This window comes from Candidatus Cloacimonadota bacterium (assembly GCA_021734245.1).
In the GTDB taxonomy this organism is placed as follows: Bacteria; Cloacimonadota; Cloacimonadia; order Cloacimonadales; family TCS61; genus B137-G9.
Map to the genome: position 1 here is coordinate 19,282 of JAIPJH010000020.1, position 15,544 is coordinate 34,825.

The following is a 15,544-nucleotide window of genomic DNA, read 5'->3' on the forward strand; positions in this document are numbered from 1 at the left end:
GTAAGATCGTGATGGTAACTGACTCTAAAAAAAGAACGATAAAGAGCTTGACATTTATTTACACAAAAAGCTTTTAATAATTGTGAAAAAAATAAATTTACGGAGGGAATTATGAAAAAAAGTCTATTATTAATTGGTTTGTTGGTCTTTTCTGCTGTAGCATTTGCTACCACAATTTACGATATCCAGTATACGACCGATCCAGGTCCTGACGGATTTTATCCTTCTCCAATGGAAGGTGAAACCGTAACTGTTACAGGAATTGTTACAGGAGAAAATTATAATCAAGATAACAAATTTTTTATGACAGATCCGGGTGGCGGAGCCTGGCATGGAATTTATGTCTATGATTACCAAGTTGGACCATCTTTAGGTGATGAAGTAGAAGTTACCGGTACTGTAACTGAATATTACGGATTAACAGAACTTGGATATTGTACGATCAATATTCTAAGCCAGGGTAATGACGTACCAGATCCAATCCAAGTTTCTACTTTAGATTTAGTTGTTCCAGCCTTAGCCGAACAATATGAAGGTTGCCTTGTTTCGGTATCTGATGTAGAAGTTACAGCCGAACAAGATGATTACGGTCAGTGGTACATCGATGATGGCAGTGGAGAATGCCAGGTAGATGACGGCTTTTTCTATTTGGATTCAGTAACTCCACCGATAGTTATCACAATGGGTATGACCTGGGATATGATTATTGGTTGTGTAGATTTCAGTTATGATGAATATGGATTAAATCCCAGAACTCCGGACGACCTGATCGAAGTTCTATCTACACATCCAAATAGTATTCCGAATAACAGCGAATTTGTAGGTTGCTATCCAAATCCGTTCAACCCACAAACTACTGCTTATCTCAATCTTGGCGAAGATGCACATATTTCTCTTTCAGTTTACAATTTGAAAGGTGAAAAAGTGAGAACTCTGGTTAATGAAAATTTAACTGCAGGAGAGCATCACATTTCCTGGAATGGCAAGAATGACAACAATCGCGAAGTAACAAGCGGCATGTATTTTATGCATGCAGAATCAAATAACAGCGATTTCACAAGCGTTAAGAAAGTCATCTTATTAAAATAGTAGAAATATGAAAATATTGAGGAGGAACTTATGAGTAAATTTTTCAAAAAAATAATGATCGGATTATCTCTTTCAGCTGTAGGATTTCTGGCTTTTAAGATCTATAAATTCATCAAAGAAGCCATCGAATTGGAAAAGATGCTTCCTCAATATCTGAAAACGCAATTTGGTGAAAAACCAGATATTAATTTGATGATCAATTTTGGGTCTACTACACTCACAGCCAAATTCTCCAAAGAAGTTCTGCAGAAAAAAGACAACATCGAGAAAGACATCAAGGAATATGTAGAAAACTATTATCCCTGTTTACAAAAGCAAAAATTCAAAGTTGTACTGGAAGAAAAAGTGGATGCTTCAGCTGCCGAAAAAGAGCAGCAATTAAAGGAAAGAATTCTTCGCGCTGAAGAAAAGATAAATTCCTTGAAAAATGATACTCCCAAACCAAAAAAGAAAACAACAAGGCAGCAACAAACTAACCCAAACAACAAAAAAACCAGTAAAAAACCAACTGAGAAAACAGAGCCTACGAAACAACCCCCCAAAAAGAAAACAACCAGAAGAAGAACACCAAAGAAAACCACAAAAAATTCTGAATAAAAAAGAATAGATAGAAAAAGCGGAGCACGAAAATTGCTCCGCTTTTTTTGTTAACTATTCTTAATTAGAATCTGTATTCAATCGTAAGAAAAATATTTAACAATGGAGATGGACTAAGATAAGGATAATAGCCGCCACCTTCACTGTTGCCACTGGAAGCTCCTTCACCAAAAACAACGTCATCATCACTTCCATCTTCCTGAATGATTGTCATTCCATAAGCCCTGCCAATATATGCTTTTGAGTAATTATCATCTTTGTTCGTGATATTATTTACATTAAGTTTAATTGAAGCACTATTGTCTCCAATAAAAAAGTCATAGCTGATAGAGCCATTAAGTTCAAAGAAAGCAGGTAGTTTAGAACTTCTTAAAATCCATTCTCTATCATATTCTCCTCCACTTTGAACGTAAAAATACTCTTCTGTATCAGGATTGTAATTATAAGCACCATCACCATCAGGATTTTCTACAAAAGTATGTTCACCAATGGAAACGAAATCACCGTTGTCATCATAGTAATAGAGTTGTTTACAATAAACATTATCATAAGTGGTATAATATTCATCAGTCCATTTAGAATTTAATCCTATTCGCAGTTTTCCAACCAAAGGCATTTCATGGAAGGTGTAGCCAATTCCGCCAGCAGCCATTCTTTCAGGAGAAAATGGTACAACTTTTCCTTCCACATCATCTGCATTTTCATAAAAGATTTCCTGATACTTATCATTCAGTTTTCCCCATCTATTTTTGGAAAATGTAGCTGAAGAATTATAATCCCAGTTTCCGATCTCACCTTTTAAAGCAAGTTCTAAACCTTGGTGAGTCGCTTCTCCCACATTCAAAGTTGCACTATTTGTTTGCTCACCCTGACCTATTGTTGCACTTTCAATCTTATCTGTGTAATATGCATGATAATAAGTTGCATCAAATCTAAATGAGTCACTTTTAAAACCTAACCCACCTTCTATTGTGGCACATTTTTCCGGCTTCAATTCATAGATGATATTGCCAAACTCATCTGCCTGGTTCATGCCAGGACCTTCGTCTCGATCATACCAATCACTCACACGAGGTTCTTTGTATACAATTGAGTAATTAGTTAAAACATTCCAATTTTTGTTTAAATTTACATTTAATCCAAACTTAGGAGAGAAAAATTTAAAAGTGCGATTATAATCATCTTTATCGAATTTATTTACCCAAACTTGAGTAGAATCGCCGCCGGGTTCATAAACCCATTCAGAAACCTGAATATCCTTTGTTTTGTAATATCCTTCATCCAGATATTCACCGGCAATGGGATCGTAATAGCGAATCAAGTTTTCATCAACTTCCGAATAATAAACTGCATATTGACCATCTAACATCAAATTCATACTTTGAATACCCGAATCAAAAGGAATTTTGAGCTTTGTTCTGGCAAAACCTGAAGTGTTTAAAACAACAGATGAATAGTCGTAATCTCGCATGTAATTACCCAAACTGGAAACAGAATCCGGATCTGTCGGGTCATAATACAGAAAATCTGATCCTTCTTTATAATGATCTGCCATCCAATATCGTCCTTCAATTCCTGCAATCAGATTCAAATTTTCTGTAAAATCTTTTTCCAGATATGAATTAAGTCCTAACTGTTTGTGCTTGTTATAGCTGGACATACGGCTTGTATGATCTGTGTCATCAGTTAATTTATCTATTCCAGTATAAATATTTTGAACTTCTCCACCCCAATCGAAAGTAGCGTATTCATAACTACCAGCATCAATTATTTCCAGTCCTTCTGTCATATAACCGGTTTGATTGTAAAGCCAATAAGCATATCGGCCAAAAAGTTTTCTTTCCAGATCTGCAGTTTGCAAATCACGTTCTAAAATTTCTCCATTTCGGGCATTAAAAACAATGTTATTGGCATAACTGCCGTAACCATTTCCGCTGGTTGCAAAAATATTAGTCATCAAATAAGCATCAGGAGAAAACGACCAGCGATCACGTATAGAAAGCTGCGGCTTGAAATAACTGTTTTCCTGCCATTTATGATTTGTGAAATTGAATTCTCTTCCCAAAAATTTACCAAGTTCCGGATCGTAAGTGGAACGCGCCTGGTTATGACTTTGCGGAGCAGCAATAAAACTTGTGTTTATCACATGATCAGCGAGTCTGTTTTCTGCTTCAAAACCAAAAGACCAACCATCATATTCTGTACCTCGAATATAATAATCTCCTGCTTTTCTTTCCACCGTAACATCAAATTTGAATTTATCATTATAAAGTAAACCGGAAGCATATTTCAGCATCAGATTATAATTGATCGGATTGTAATCTTCCATTTCACCTTTTGAGGTTGCTGATTTTCCGTCGGTAGTATAATAACCGGAAGATGATCTGATTGTGAATTCGGAATTATTTGCCGTTCCCATTGTTTCAATATTTACCGATCCGCCAAAAGCTCCTGAGCCATACAAGGAAGCACCTGCACCTCTTTGTACTTGAACAGATTTCACATTGGAAGAAAGTCCTGTCCAGTTACTCCAGTAAACAACCTGGCTTTCAGGATCATTCACAGGGATTCCGTTAATCAATACCTGAATTTTATTGGCATCAAAACCTCGCATTGTAATTTCGGCTTCTCCCATTCCCGATGTTGTGGAAAACAATCCTGGAATATCATCCAGCATTTGAGGCATATCACCGGTCGTATATTTTTCTTTTATCGTTTCCTCACTGATATCGGTAAACGAAACTGGAGTTTCTCGTGCGATAGCTCTATTTGCCGATACTTTCAAGCCTTCAATCTTAACAGCACTTCTTTTGAGTGCAAAATTGACAACTGTTGTGAGATCATCATCGATCTCGATAGTTTTTGTTTGCTGTGCATAACCCATCAGGCTTACGAAGAGATTATATTCTCCAACTGGAATATCGGTGATAATAAAATTTCCCTTTTCCTGAGTATAAGTTCCTATTTCGGTGTCTTCCAAGAAAACAGAAACACCTTCCAATGCATTACCGGAATCTTCGGCAGTTATCTTTCCTGCCAGTTTACCTGTTTGAGCTATCAACAACGATGAACAAATTAATAAAAAACATAAAACTAAAAGTCTATTCTTCATAGGTCCTCCCCAATCTATTTTTTCCAAAAAATAAAATTCTAAAAGCATCTATTTAGTGTCAAGTTTACTTTGAAATGAATTTATTAAAAGTTTCTTAAATATTTTTATCACTTGACTTGGAAAGGACTTCTCACATCATTGCTGTTAAGTTATTTTTTGAAGTTATGGAGATTTAATGGCAAAACTTTTTGGGAAAGAATTTCATATACATTCCAATTCCTGGTTTTTCAAAAGCAGCGTCATCAAGTTGCAGTTTCGCGAATTGAATTATCGCAAATATCTGGATGAAGAAGAAAATGTAGTATTCAAATTTGAACCCATTCCAAGAAAGAAGAATATTTTCACAGCAAAAATGGAAATAGTTTACGATAAGAAAAAACGTAAGATCGCTTCTCATTATTGTTCTGAATGCGGTGATGATGAGTGCAAACATTTTCTTTCTGTTATTAATTATGCTTACAATTATTTGAATACCGACATGCTGGAAAAGGAAGTTGTTCAGACCTATCACACCAAGTTGATGGAATATAACGAATATTGGCAGCGCATCGTTTTGAATGCAAAAATCGAGATTGGAGATATCTACAATCAAAGTACAGACAAAATTAGATTTTACCTGAAAAGTTATGGAGATCTGAAAATTCGAATCATTTCGATTCTGGCTGCCAATCAAGAGATAAAAGCAGAAGATCAGCAAGCAGTCCCTCTGGCAGAAAAACAAATGAAAGCACTTTCCGACATCGAAATTGAACTACTTAAAACTCTTCAAAAAAATAAATGTTCATTCAGTAGAAAGGGAAAGTTCTTTTCTATTTATAAAACCAAATTTGTAAAATTTTTCCCAATTCTCAGAAATCTACAATCCAAAGTTTTCATCAAAGAAACAGGTGATAAACTGGAATTTTCCGATGAAGAATTCCGCATCAATTTTCAGATAAATAAATTAGAAAAAGATAAATACCTCTTAAAAACTTCCAACGCTGAACACATTTCTGCGGTATATGTAGGAAAAACAACTTTCGTTCTGAAAAAAAATATCGTTTATAATATCAGTCTGCCATTTTCCCAAACCGTAACACAACAAATCTTTACTACCGGATACAACCTCAAAGAAGCAGATCTGGTCTATCTTTCTTCAGTTGTAGCCAGGCAGTTGGGATTGATGAAATGTTACCTGGATTTTGAAGAAGGAATTGAACTGCCGGAAGTTTATAACAATACTCCTGTTATTACTTTTCTGCTGCACAAAGAAGATGAAAAGATCATCATGAAAGGAATGCTGAAATATGATGATGATGTATTTGTTCCAATGTCGGTAATCCGCTATCCTGTGGAGTTGGTAAGATACGATCAGGATGATAATCCCAGCTGGTTCTACATTCCCCCGCAATCCAAATACGAGATCATGGAATTTGTTCAGAAATTCCCGCAATCTCAAACCAATAAACTGGCAGATGAATCGAAGCTGATCTTTGAAGGAAAGGAAAATATCGCCGAACTGAAAAAAGTAATTTTTGAGCATTCCGATCCTTCCTGGAATGTTCAGCTTTCTGACGACCTGAAAAAGGAATTTGTTTATAAGGTTACTCTCAAACCGGTTATCAGAACCCGAAGTAAAGGTAAGATAAACTGGTTTGAATACGATGTGGAATACAATTACAAAGATATCAGTTTTTCGCATGATGAACTGAAGAAATTCTTCAAAACCAAAGAAAAATTCCTGCGTTTGGAAGATGGCCGTCTTTTATATTTTGAAAATAAAGAAGCCTTCAATACGATTGAAGAAGTCTTGAAAAAAAGCGACAAACTTCCTGATGAAGGCTATAAACTTTCAATTTATAATTTGCCGTATGTTTATCAACTAAATACAGTTAACAACGGTATTCGTGTAATTGGAAATGAATATCTGGATGGCATGTTCGATGCTATACTGGCACGAAAAATGAAAGAGAGAAATCCACTTCCTCATCTTTTAAATTCTGTAATGAGAAGTTATCAGAAATCGGGATTTCACTGGTTGAAGATGTTGGAAAATTATGAATTCAACGGCATTTTGGCAGATGACATGGGATTGGGAAAAACCGTGCAGGCAATTTCTGTTCTTTCCAGTTTGAATTCAAATTTTAAAGCAATAGTGATCTGTCCTAAAACTCTGCTTTTTAACTGGGCAGCCGAGATCGAAAAATTTAATAAAAGCCTTACTTATGTTTTATATGAAGGTAATCTGAAAGAGCGAAAACAAATATTGGAAAATTTGAATGTGAACATCCTTTTTGCTTCTTATTCCATTATTCAAAACGACATCAAAGAGCTTGCCAAAATAGAATTTGATTACGTTATTCTGGATGAAGCGCAACACATTAAAAATGCTTCTGCGTTGCGAACCAAAGCGGTAAAGAAGCTGAACGGACGTCATAAGCTGGCACTTTCTGGTACACCGATCGAAAATAATCCAACTGAACTCTGGTCGATCTTCGATTTTTTGATGCCGGGCTATCTGCCTTCACTGCGGAGCTTTAAAAGCAAATACATGAACGAAAAGCAGAAAGATGCTCACGAAAATTTGAAACTGCTGGTTTCTCCCTTTATTTTGCGCCGTAAGAAAAGTGATGTTCTCATTGAACTTCCTGACAAACAAGAACAGATAGCGTATTGTAAACTTACAGGAATTCAGGAAAAAATGTATCTGCAGATTCTGGATAATGTGAAGCAGAATTTCCTGCAACCGGATCAGGATATAAAATCAAATTATATGCATATTTTAGCTGCTCTTACACGACTACGTCAAGTTTGTGATCATCCCGCTTTGATCGACAAAAACGTAAAGATCAAAGATGAGATTTCCGGCAAGTTGGATTTGTTGAAAGAAATTGTGGTCGATGCTGTGGAAAATGGTAAAAAACTATTAATTTTCAGTCAATTCGTGCAGATGATGCAGGTGATAAAACAGATGCTGATAAAAGAAAAGATCACTTTTGAATATATGGATGGTTCCACCAAAAATCGCCAGCAGGTGATAGATAATTTCAATAATAATAATAACATTCGTTCTTTTTTGATCAGTTTAAAAACTGGTGGTTATGGTTTGAATTTAACAGCTGCCGATACAGTAATCATTGTCGATCCGTGGTGGAATCCGATGGGAGAAAATCAGGCGATAGATCGTGCCCATCGCATCGGGCAAACTAAAAAAGTGATGGTTTATAAAATAATCACAAAAGGGACCATTGAAGAAAAAATATTGGCATTGCAGCAAACAAAACGCGAAATGTTTGAATACATTATCGACGGTGGACAGAGCGTTCTGAAAGGTATGACTACCGAAGAATTGCAGAAACTGTTGGAGTATTGAGAAGCTCCCCTTCGTAAGGGGAGAAGAGAAACGAAGTTTCGAAGAAGGGTTTTGTAAGTTTAATGATCGAATAAAACCCCTTTAGTTCTCCCTTATGAAGGGGGACTTATAAAGAATATTTAAGAGAAATCTATGGAATATTTTTATTCAGTAAATAAAGATAGAAAAATTGAACTAAAGATCAAAAGATCGAGATTCATAGCGCATTTGCGTTACGTGGAAACGATCCAGCAGGCAAAAGATTTTATTTCCGAAATTTCAGCAGAACATAAAACCGCCAATCACAATTGCTGGGCTTACATCGTGGGAGAAAAGGGTGAAACTTTTCACAGTTCGGATGCCGGTGAACCAAGCGGAACAGCCGGGCAACCAATGCTGAATGCGTTAAAAAAACATGAAATAACAAACGTGGCAGCAGTTGTAACCCGTTATTTTGGTGGAGTAAAACTGGGAATTCGTGGTCTTATCGAAGCATACGGGCAGGCAGTGAAAGAAGCGATCAATTCCAAACCTTTGAAAAAACTGGTTAATTATAAAAATTACAATATTTCCACAACTTACGATTTTGCAGAAATCCTAAAACATCGCATCACAAATATGAAGGCTGAAATTTTGAATGCGGAATATACAGCAGAAGTTAACTTGCAAATCCAAATTGAAGAACATCTGAAGAAAGAACTGGAAAATTATTTGAATGAAATGTATAAAGCTGGAAAGATAGTTTTTAGTTAAATCACTCCCATTCTGTTCCTGGTAATTTTCCTGCAACTACTATTGTCTGATTAAAAGTCCAGATTTTTATATCAAACCCTTCGCGACTGTCGAATAGCCATTCTTCATCGCTGTTAGGCTTACCGTACCTTTCTTTTGCCAAAAAAGGTACATTTACATTTGACTGATATTCAATAATGAATTCATAGAGAATCTGCGGTTTTTCTTTCGTAAAATAATAAGTAACTTCTTTGATTTCTGCATCTTTGAATTTTTCGGCATATTCAACCCTGAAATTAAAAGCATCATATTTTTCTAATTTCTCCAAATCCTTGATCTTCGAAAAATCTGCTAACTCCATACCCAGATAGAAGTTCCTTAAAGTTTTGGGTAACAGTGTTTTTTGATAAGAATGTTTAGCTATAAAACCGCATGAAACTATTGTAATCAAAACAATTACATTTAGTAGTATTCTCTTTTTCATAAAACCTCCATTTTAATTAATCAAACTCCTCTTTGATCTTTTTCCCAGATATATTTATGAAGCTGCAACTGCAGGCGAACCGGCAATTTATCTTCAATGATCCATTCTGCCAATTGACGAGGTTGCAACGAACTGAGCACTAATGAAAACAGAACTTTATGATCTTGTAGTTTGTTGTTTTCAATGAAATTTTTTGACCAGGTATAATCGAAGCGATCAGAGATCACAAACTTTATCTGATCTTTATCCTTCCTCAAATAATCCAGATTCTCTTGCAAGAAGCTGTCTTCAAATCCACTGCCGGGAGCTTTTACATCCACGATCTTGGTTACAAAATCCTGTACTCTGTTCAAGAAAACAGAACCATTAGTTTCCAATAAAATTTTATATCCCAGTTTATGAAGTGTATCAAAAAGTTCATAAATATCATCTTGCAGAAGCGGCTCGCCACCTGTAACTTCCACTAATTTTATCGGATCGTATTTTTTGATTTCATTAATAATTTGCTCGACTGATAATGAATAACCTTCCTGGTAGCTGTAAGTTGTATCGCAATATTTACAGCGCAGATTACAGCCGGCTGTTCTTATAAAAATACAAGGCAGCCCCGCAAATGTAGATTCACCTTGAAGACTGTAGAATATTTCAGTTAGCTGCATATTTTATCAACACAGTGAAACTGAGACACTGTGATCACAGAGGTGAATTTTGAGTACTTCTTATTCATCATATCCATTGATAATTCGTTCCCAACCATCTATTAATTTTGGTAAAATAAAGGAACAGCAACTTGAGTTTGATTTTGCATGTTTTTTAAAGATAATTCCTTACTCCAGCATTTTTAGTAAACCCTTTCCAACAAACCAAGTCCTAAATTTCTATGAACTTCGATGGCACAATCCAGTACAACCTTGCTGGTTTTATTCAAATCTTCTAACTTCATAATTTTTTAATTTTGTTAACGTAACTCCCAACTCTGTTTCTCTGCCCGTCACGCCGAAGTGTACGAAGGTGGATGTCTCTGTGTTTTCTAAAACGGCAGATACGGAAAATCCTTATGATAACCTAAAATCTCATCAATTTTCTTATTTATACTATCAGGATGACCCAGCACGAATTTCTCAATTCCATCAACCTCAAAATAGGAATAATCTTCTTTATCAATATCAAAAATCTGCAGGAATTCAAGATCGCCATAAACTGGTTTCTCTTTATACATAAGGAAGGCAACATCGGCAATATCGGTATGAACAATGTTATCAAAAACATCATCATTATTTTTACGCAGCAAAAGTAAATTGGAAGTCTCTGATTCCAATTCAGCATAAGTTTGCGGTAAATAAAGTGCTCTGGCAGCATTTTCTGTAATCATTCGAAAGATCTCTTTCATGGGAAAATCCGGGAATTTTTGATGGGCATATTTTATTTCGGAAAGCAAATTAATGCCGCCGGACATGGTGGAATCTGTTCCCAGAACCACATTTACTCCAAATTCCATGCAGGAATTAATATCCAATGTTTGTCCGATCAGGAAGAAGTTAGATTCGGGGCACCAGCAGATCGTTGTTCCATGATCTACACATTTTTTAAGTTCATCTCGGGAAAGTGCAATGCCATGAATTATCATTGTGTTTGGTTGCAGAAGACCCAATTTTTCTAAAGCAGGAAAACATTTTTTAGCGGCTTGGTCGGTGCCTTCTCCCAAATGAACAATAAAAGGCATTTTGCCTTTCGTTTTTTTCCATTCGGTTACAGCATCATCTCCACCCCACCAGTTTCCCATTTCCAAAGAGTGACACTGACCATAATTTTTCATGATCGTAATTGGCTTATTCGTATAATATTCATCTTTTTGTTTGGAAATATGATCTTGAACTACAACACAACCGGAAAATAGATTTTTATAAATTCCCAATTGTGTGATAAGTGGTGCATTTCCTTTTGTCAGATCGAATGAACCGTCATTGATCCAAACCTGATTGCGTTCCAGAAATGGTGGAGTTTCACGCATTTCTACAACCCACTTACTGACATTTGAATATGGTTTCCCTTCACCGGCTTTAGGATACCAGTTGCTGATCAGATGATCGTGGCAATTTATAAATGGTGGATAAGCGATCAGATTTGAGCAATCAATTTCTTTTTGGTTAGTTTTAATTAAATCGCTTATTAAGCTAATCTTGTCATCAAAAATAACGTTATCGGCATTTTGTACACGGGCAAGTACTTTTATCTGCATAATTCCTACTTGAACATTTTTGTAACTTGAGGAATAACCTCAAATAAATCTCCTACCAATCCCAAATCGGCAATTTTAAAGATCGGAGCGTCAGGGTCTTTATTGATCGCAATGATATAATCGGCGGATTGCATTCCAGCTAAATGTTGAATTGCACCGGAAATTCCAACTGCGATATAAACTGTGGGTTTAATTGTTTTTCCCGTTTGCCCAACCTGATGTGGATAAGGAATCCATTCTGCATCAACTGCTGCACGGGAAGCTCCGACAGCTGCATCGATCTTATCTGCCAATTCTTCTAATAAAACAAAATTTTCTTTCTTCTTTAGTCCGCGACCACCGGAAATCACGAAATTTGCTTCGGTAAGATTTACGGTTTGAGTTTCATCTTTTTCAAATCCCAGATATTCGGAATCATCTTTCAGATTTGAAAAATCTATTTTTTCTTCAATTATTTCACCTTTACGAGTTTCATTGCGAGGAAAAGGATCCATAACTTTATGACGAACTGTTGCCATTTGCGGCAAATGATTGGGAGTAACGATCGTCGCCATGATGTTTCCACCAAAAGCCGGACGGGTTTGATGTAAATTTCCTGTGTTATCATCTATTTTCAATCCTGTACAATCTGCTGTGAGGCCTGTTTTAAGTTCAATTGCTACACGAGGAATGAACGACCTTCCCATAACAGAAGCACCGGAAATTATTATCTCCGGTTTATACTTTTTTGCAAGTTCAGTGAGAGCTTTGGCGTACGGTAAATCTAAAAAATTCTCCAATTTTTCATCTTCAGCAACAATAACTTTATCCGCTCCAAAATAGATCAATTCCTGAGCCAGATCTTTGATATTATATCCCAGAATAACGGCTGTTAAGTCAGTTTGAAGATGATCTGCCAGATCTCGACCTTTTCCCAGAAGCTCAAAAACTACAGGAGCAATTTCACCTTTTTTCTGTTCAGCAAAAACCCAAACCCCTTTATGTTGACTACGATCTACTTTTATCTGTCCAAATTTACGAATTATAATTGCATCAAAAGAACATGCGCTCACACAAGCTCCGCAAAGTGTACACTTATCCATATCTACTTCGGCTAATTTATCTACTACTTGAATAGCGTCATAAGCGCAGGCTTTCAAACAAAGTTTACAGCCTACGCATTTATCTCTGATAACTTCTATCATCTTTATAAAAATTTCCTTTTCTCATTTTTTCGATTTAACTTAAATTTCAACAATTTGTCGTCAAGTTTAAATTTATTCTTATATAAGACAGATTCGCGCAGGAATTTGTTGACACATAGAAAGATACTAAAGTTTTTGAATGCTTATCGGAGGTTAGATGAACAGAGAGTTAATCAGGAATTTTTGCATAATCGCTCATATTGATCATGGCAAATCGACTCTGGCAGACAGATTGCTGGAATTCACCAATGTGGTCGACAAAAACATGAAAGTTGCCCAGATTTTGGATGATATGGATCTGGAAAGAGAACGTGGCATAACTATAAAATCTCATGCTATAAGAATGGAATATAATAATGATGGAAAAAAATATGTGCTAAACTTAATCGACACACCTGGTCATGTGGATTTCAGCTATGAAGTTTCTCGCAGCCTTGCTTCTTGTGATGGTGCACTACTTCTGGTTGATGCTTCTCAGGGAATTGAAGCCCAAACGATGAGTAATCTTTATCTGGCAATGGATAATGATTTGGAAGTGATTCCCGTCATCAATAAAATCGACCTTCCCAAAGCCGATGTGGAAGGTACTGAACACGATATTATCGAAAATATTGGTATTGGATCGGAACATATTTTTAGAGTAAGTGCCAAAGATGGTACGGGAATCGAAGAACTGATGAAGGGAATTATTGATTATATTCCAGCTCCGGAAGGCGATCCAAGCAAGCCGGCAAAAGCACTGATATTTGATTCTTATTTCGATAAGTATCGTGGTGTAATTGTGCTGATTAGAATGGTAGATGGTGTTTTGAAGCAAGATGATCAGATCAAACTTTTTTCTACCGAGAAAGAATATTCGATAGAAGAAATTGGCTATTTAAGTTTGAAGCATCAGAAAACAAAACAACTTTCCGCAGGAGATGTTGGATACATAATAGGCAATATCAAAGAAGTTGCCGATGCTCGTGTAGGCGATACTATAACTTCAGCAAAAGGTGGCTGCCAGAAAGCAATGCCTGGTTTTGAAGAACCAAAACCAATGGTTTACAGCGGTGTATTTCCGCTCGATAAAGAAGATCATGAAAACCTGCGTGACAGCTTGGGAAAATTGAAATTGAATGATGCTGCACTTACCTACGAACCAGAAAGTTCTTTGGCTCTCGGTTTCGGTTTTCGTTGTGGTTTTTTGGGAATGCTGCATCTGGAAATTGTAAAAGAACGCCTTTTTAGAGAATATAACGTTCCAATAATAACTACAACTCCAAGTGTACGATTCAACATAAATTTAGCCAATGGAACTCAAAAAGTAATTTACAATCCTGTTGATATGCCAGACCCGGCTGATATTGAAAATATCGAAGAACCATTCATGAATGTGGAAATAATTGTTCCTTCCGATTATTTGGGCAATATCATGAAACTTGTTCAGGAACGTCGCGGAATTCAAAAAGATATCCAATACATCGATGAAAAACGTATGTCTATCCATTATGAAATGCCATTAATTGAGATCATTTTCGATTTTTATGATAAACTTAAATCTGTAAGTCGAGGATATGCTTCATTAGATTATTCCTTCGAAGAATACAGAATTTCAGAAGTTGTAAAGGTTGATATCCTGATAAATGGTGATAAAGTAGACGCTATGTCTTTCATTTGTCATGCAGATAAAGCCTACCAATGGGGAAAAAGTGTGACCGAGAAATTGAAGGATGTAATTCCTAAACATCTTTTCAAGATAGCACTTCAAGCCAGTATTGGCTCAAAAATCTTGGCACGAAGTACTATCACTGCTATGCGTAAGAATGTAACGGCAAAATGTTATGGTGGAGACATTACCAGGAAAAGAAAATTATTGGAAAAACAAAAGGAAGGAAAGAAAAGAATGAAAGAAGTGGGAAATGTAAATGTTCCGCAGGAAGCCTTTCTGGAAGTATTAAAAGCCGACAGGAGTTGACCTTATACAATATTCTGATAAGATTTTTCTTTTAACTTTTACACAAAGTACAAGTTATTAAAATTTCTTGAATTTGTTTGTTTATGATTTTTCCGATTTTATTACAAACCTAACAGATTGTTTTTAAAGAAATTATATAAAGTATTTAATAAAATAATTGACACATATTAAAGAACAAAATTTTTTGGCAATTCCGTTTATTTAGGTTCTTTAATAAATAATAATGTGAAAATAATTGACAGTAAAAATAGTAATTTTTTTCTGTCTCGACTTTTGAAGCCGACGTGGCTCAACGGTAGAGCACTCGACTTGTAATCGAGCGGTTGTGGGTTCGATTCCTACCGTCGGCACCATTTAAAGTCATAAAGTGTGGAGGGGTTCCCGAGCGGCCAAAGGGAACAGACTGTAAATCTGTCGTCAGACGACTTCGGAGGTTCGAATCCTCCCCCCTCCACCATTTAATATATTCAAAACGATTTGGATGCGGGAGTAGCTCAATTGGTAGAGCATTAGCCTTCCAAGCTAAGGGTCGCGGGTTCGAACCCCGTCTCCCGCTCCATTTTTTTTGGTTATATGCTCATGTAGCTCAGTCGGTAGAGCACATCCTTGGTAAGGATGAGGTCACCGGTTCAAGTCCGGTCATGAGCCCCATAAATGAAAATTAAAAAAAAGCCAAGGAGGGAGAAATGGCTAAAGCAAAATTTGTAAGAAGTAAACCCCATGTAAACATAGGAACAATCGGACATGTTGACCATGGAAAGACGACTCTTACAGCGGCTATTACGCTTTACCTCAGCAAAACAGGTGCAGCCGAATTTC

Annotated in this window: 12 protein-coding genes and 4 tRNA genes; 10 read left to right on the forward strand and 6 right to left on the reverse strand. The window is 36.3% G+C overall.

Going from position 1 to position 15,544, the window contains the following annotated elements:
* The first annotated feature begins 111 nt into the window (after positions 1–111).
* Positions 112–1,089: a T9SS type A sorting domain-containing protein gene (locus tag K9N40_04820; protein ID MCF7813782.1), complete on the forward strand. Its 978-nt coding sequence runs from the start codon at positions 112–114 to the stop codon at positions 1,087–1,089.
* 30 nt (positions 1,090–1,119) lie between these two features.
* A complete protein-coding gene (locus tag K9N40_04825) occupies positions 1,120–1,686 on the forward strand; it encodes a hypothetical protein (GenBank protein ID MCF7813783.1) in 567 nt (188 codons plus the stop codon).
* A gap of 64 nt (positions 1,687–1,750) precedes the next feature.
* On the opposite strand, the gene K9N40_04830 is transcribed toward K9N40_04825, so the two are convergent.
* The gene (locus K9N40_04830; protein MCF7813784.1) at positions 1,751–4,798 is read right to left on the reverse strand and encodes a TonB-dependent receptor; all 3,048 of its coding nucleotides are present in this window, start codon (positions 4,796–4,798) and stop codon (positions 1,751–1,753) included.
* Between the two features lie 175 nt (positions 4,799–4,973).
* Between K9N40_04830 and K9N40_04835 the strand changes: the two genes are divergently transcribed.
* Together K9N40_04835 and K9N40_04840 are read left to right on the forward strand one after the other, a co-directional pair.
* On the forward strand, positions 4,974–8,150 hold the full coding sequence (locus K9N40_04835; protein MCF7813785.1) for a DEAD/DEAH box helicase: 3,177 nt from the start codon (positions 4,974–4,976) through the stop codon (positions 8,148–8,150).
* A gap of 132 nt (positions 8,151–8,282) precedes the next feature.
* Entirely contained in the window at positions 8,283–8,882 is a 600-nt protein-coding gene (locus K9N40_04840) for a YigZ family protein (GenBank protein MCF7813786.1), read from the forward strand.
* A gap of 1 nt (position 8,883) precedes the next feature.
* Here the strand turns inward: K9N40_04840 and K9N40_04845 are convergent, their stop codons facing one another.
* From K9N40_04845 to K9N40_04865, 5 genes are all read right to left on the reverse strand, one after another.
* Entirely contained in the window at positions 8,884–9,345 is a 462-nt protein-coding gene (locus K9N40_04845) for a hypothetical protein (protein ID MCF7813787.1), read from the reverse strand.
* Between the two features lie 20 nt (positions 9,346–9,365).
* Positions 9,366–10,004: a radical SAM protein gene (locus tag K9N40_04850; GenBank protein MCF7813788.1), complete on the reverse strand. Its 639-nt coding sequence runs from the start codon at positions 10,002–10,004 to the stop codon at positions 9,366–9,368.
* A gap of 182 nt (positions 10,005–10,186) precedes the next feature.
* The gene (locus tag K9N40_04855) at positions 10,187–10,288 is read right to left on the reverse strand and encodes a GxxExxY protein (protein ID MCF7813789.1); all 102 of its coding nucleotides are present in this window, start codon (positions 10,286–10,288) and stop codon (positions 10,187–10,189) included.
* A gap of 87 nt (positions 10,289–10,375) precedes the next feature.
* The gene (locus K9N40_04860) at positions 10,376–11,584 is read right to left on the reverse strand and encodes an amidohydrolase family protein (protein ID MCF7813790.1); all 1,209 of its coding nucleotides are present in this window, start codon (positions 11,582–11,584) and stop codon (positions 10,376–10,378) included.
* Between the two features lie 5 nt (positions 11,585–11,589).
* On the reverse strand, positions 11,590–12,768 hold the full coding sequence (locus K9N40_04865; protein MCF7813791.1) for an electron transfer flavoprotein subunit alpha: 1,179 nt from the start codon (positions 12,766–12,768) through the stop codon (positions 11,590–11,592).
* Between the two features lie 157 nt (positions 12,769–12,925).
* Here K9N40_04865 and lepA point away from each other — a divergent pair, with 157 nt between their 5' ends.
* From lepA to tuf, 6 genes are all read left to right on the forward strand, one after another.
* Positions 12,926–14,725 carry a translation elongation factor 4 gene (gene lepA / locus K9N40_04870; protein MCF7813792.1) on the forward strand — a complete coding sequence of 600 codons (1,800 nt, stop codon included), beginning with the start codon at positions 12,926–12,928 and terminating at the stop codon, positions 14,723–14,725.
* Between the two features lie 278 nt (positions 14,726–15,003).
* Positions 15,004–15,078, forward strand: a tRNA-Thr gene (locus K9N40_04875).
* Positions 15,079–15,096: 18 nt separating this feature from the next.
* A tRNA-Tyr gene (locus K9N40_04880) sits at positions 15,097–15,182 on the forward strand.
* Positions 15,183–15,208: 26 nt separating this feature from the next.
* A tRNA-Gly gene (locus K9N40_04885) sits at positions 15,209–15,284 on the forward strand.
* A gap of 16 nt (positions 15,285–15,300) precedes the next feature.
* Positions 15,301–15,376: transfer RNA gene (locus K9N40_04890), tRNA-Thr, on the forward strand.
* Between the two features lie 35 nt (positions 15,377–15,411).
* On the forward strand, positions 15,412–15,544 hold a 133-nt coding region (gene tuf, locus K9N40_04895; protein MCF7813793.1), incomplete at its 3' end, for an elongation factor Tu.

Coding starts and splice junctions, on each gene's coding strand:
- K9N40_04820 (MCF7813782.1), top strand. CDS start 112: ATGAAAAAAAGTCTATTATTAATTGGTTTGTTGGTCTTTTCTGCTGTA.
- K9N40_04825 (MCF7813783.1), top strand. CDS start 1,120: ATGAGTAAATTTTTCAAAAAAATAATGATCGGATTATCTCTTTCAGCT.
- K9N40_04830 (MCF7813784.1), bottom strand. CDS start 4,798: ATGAAGAATAGACTTTTAGTTTTATGTTTTTTATTAATTTGTTCATCG.
- K9N40_04835 (MCF7813785.1), top strand. CDS start 4,974: ATGGCAAAACTTTTTGGGAAAGAATTTCATATACATTCCAATTCCTGG.
- K9N40_04840 (MCF7813786.1), top strand. CDS start 8,283: ATGGAATATTTTTATTCAGTAAATAAAGATAGAAAAATTGAACTAAAG.
- K9N40_04845 (MCF7813787.1), bottom strand. CDS start 9,345: ATGAAAAAGAGAATACTACTAAATGTAATTGTTTTGATTACAATAGTT.
- K9N40_04850 (MCF7813788.1), bottom strand. CDS start 10,004: ATGCAGCTAACTGAAATATTCTACAGTCTTCAAGGTGAATCTACATTT.
- K9N40_04855 (MCF7813789.1), bottom strand. CDS start 10,288: ATGAAGTTAGAAGATTTGAATAAAACCAGCAAGGTTGTACTGGATTGT.
- K9N40_04860 (MCF7813790.1), bottom strand. CDS start 11,584: ATGCAGATAAAAGTACTTGCCCGTGTACAAAATGCCGATAACGTTATT.
- K9N40_04865 (MCF7813791.1), bottom strand. CDS start 12,768: ATGATAGAAGTTATCAGAGATAAATGCGTAGGCTGTAAACTTTGTTTG.
- lepA (MCF7813792.1), top strand. CDS start 12,926: ATGAACAGAGAGTTAATCAGGAATTTTTGCATAATCGCTCATATTGAT.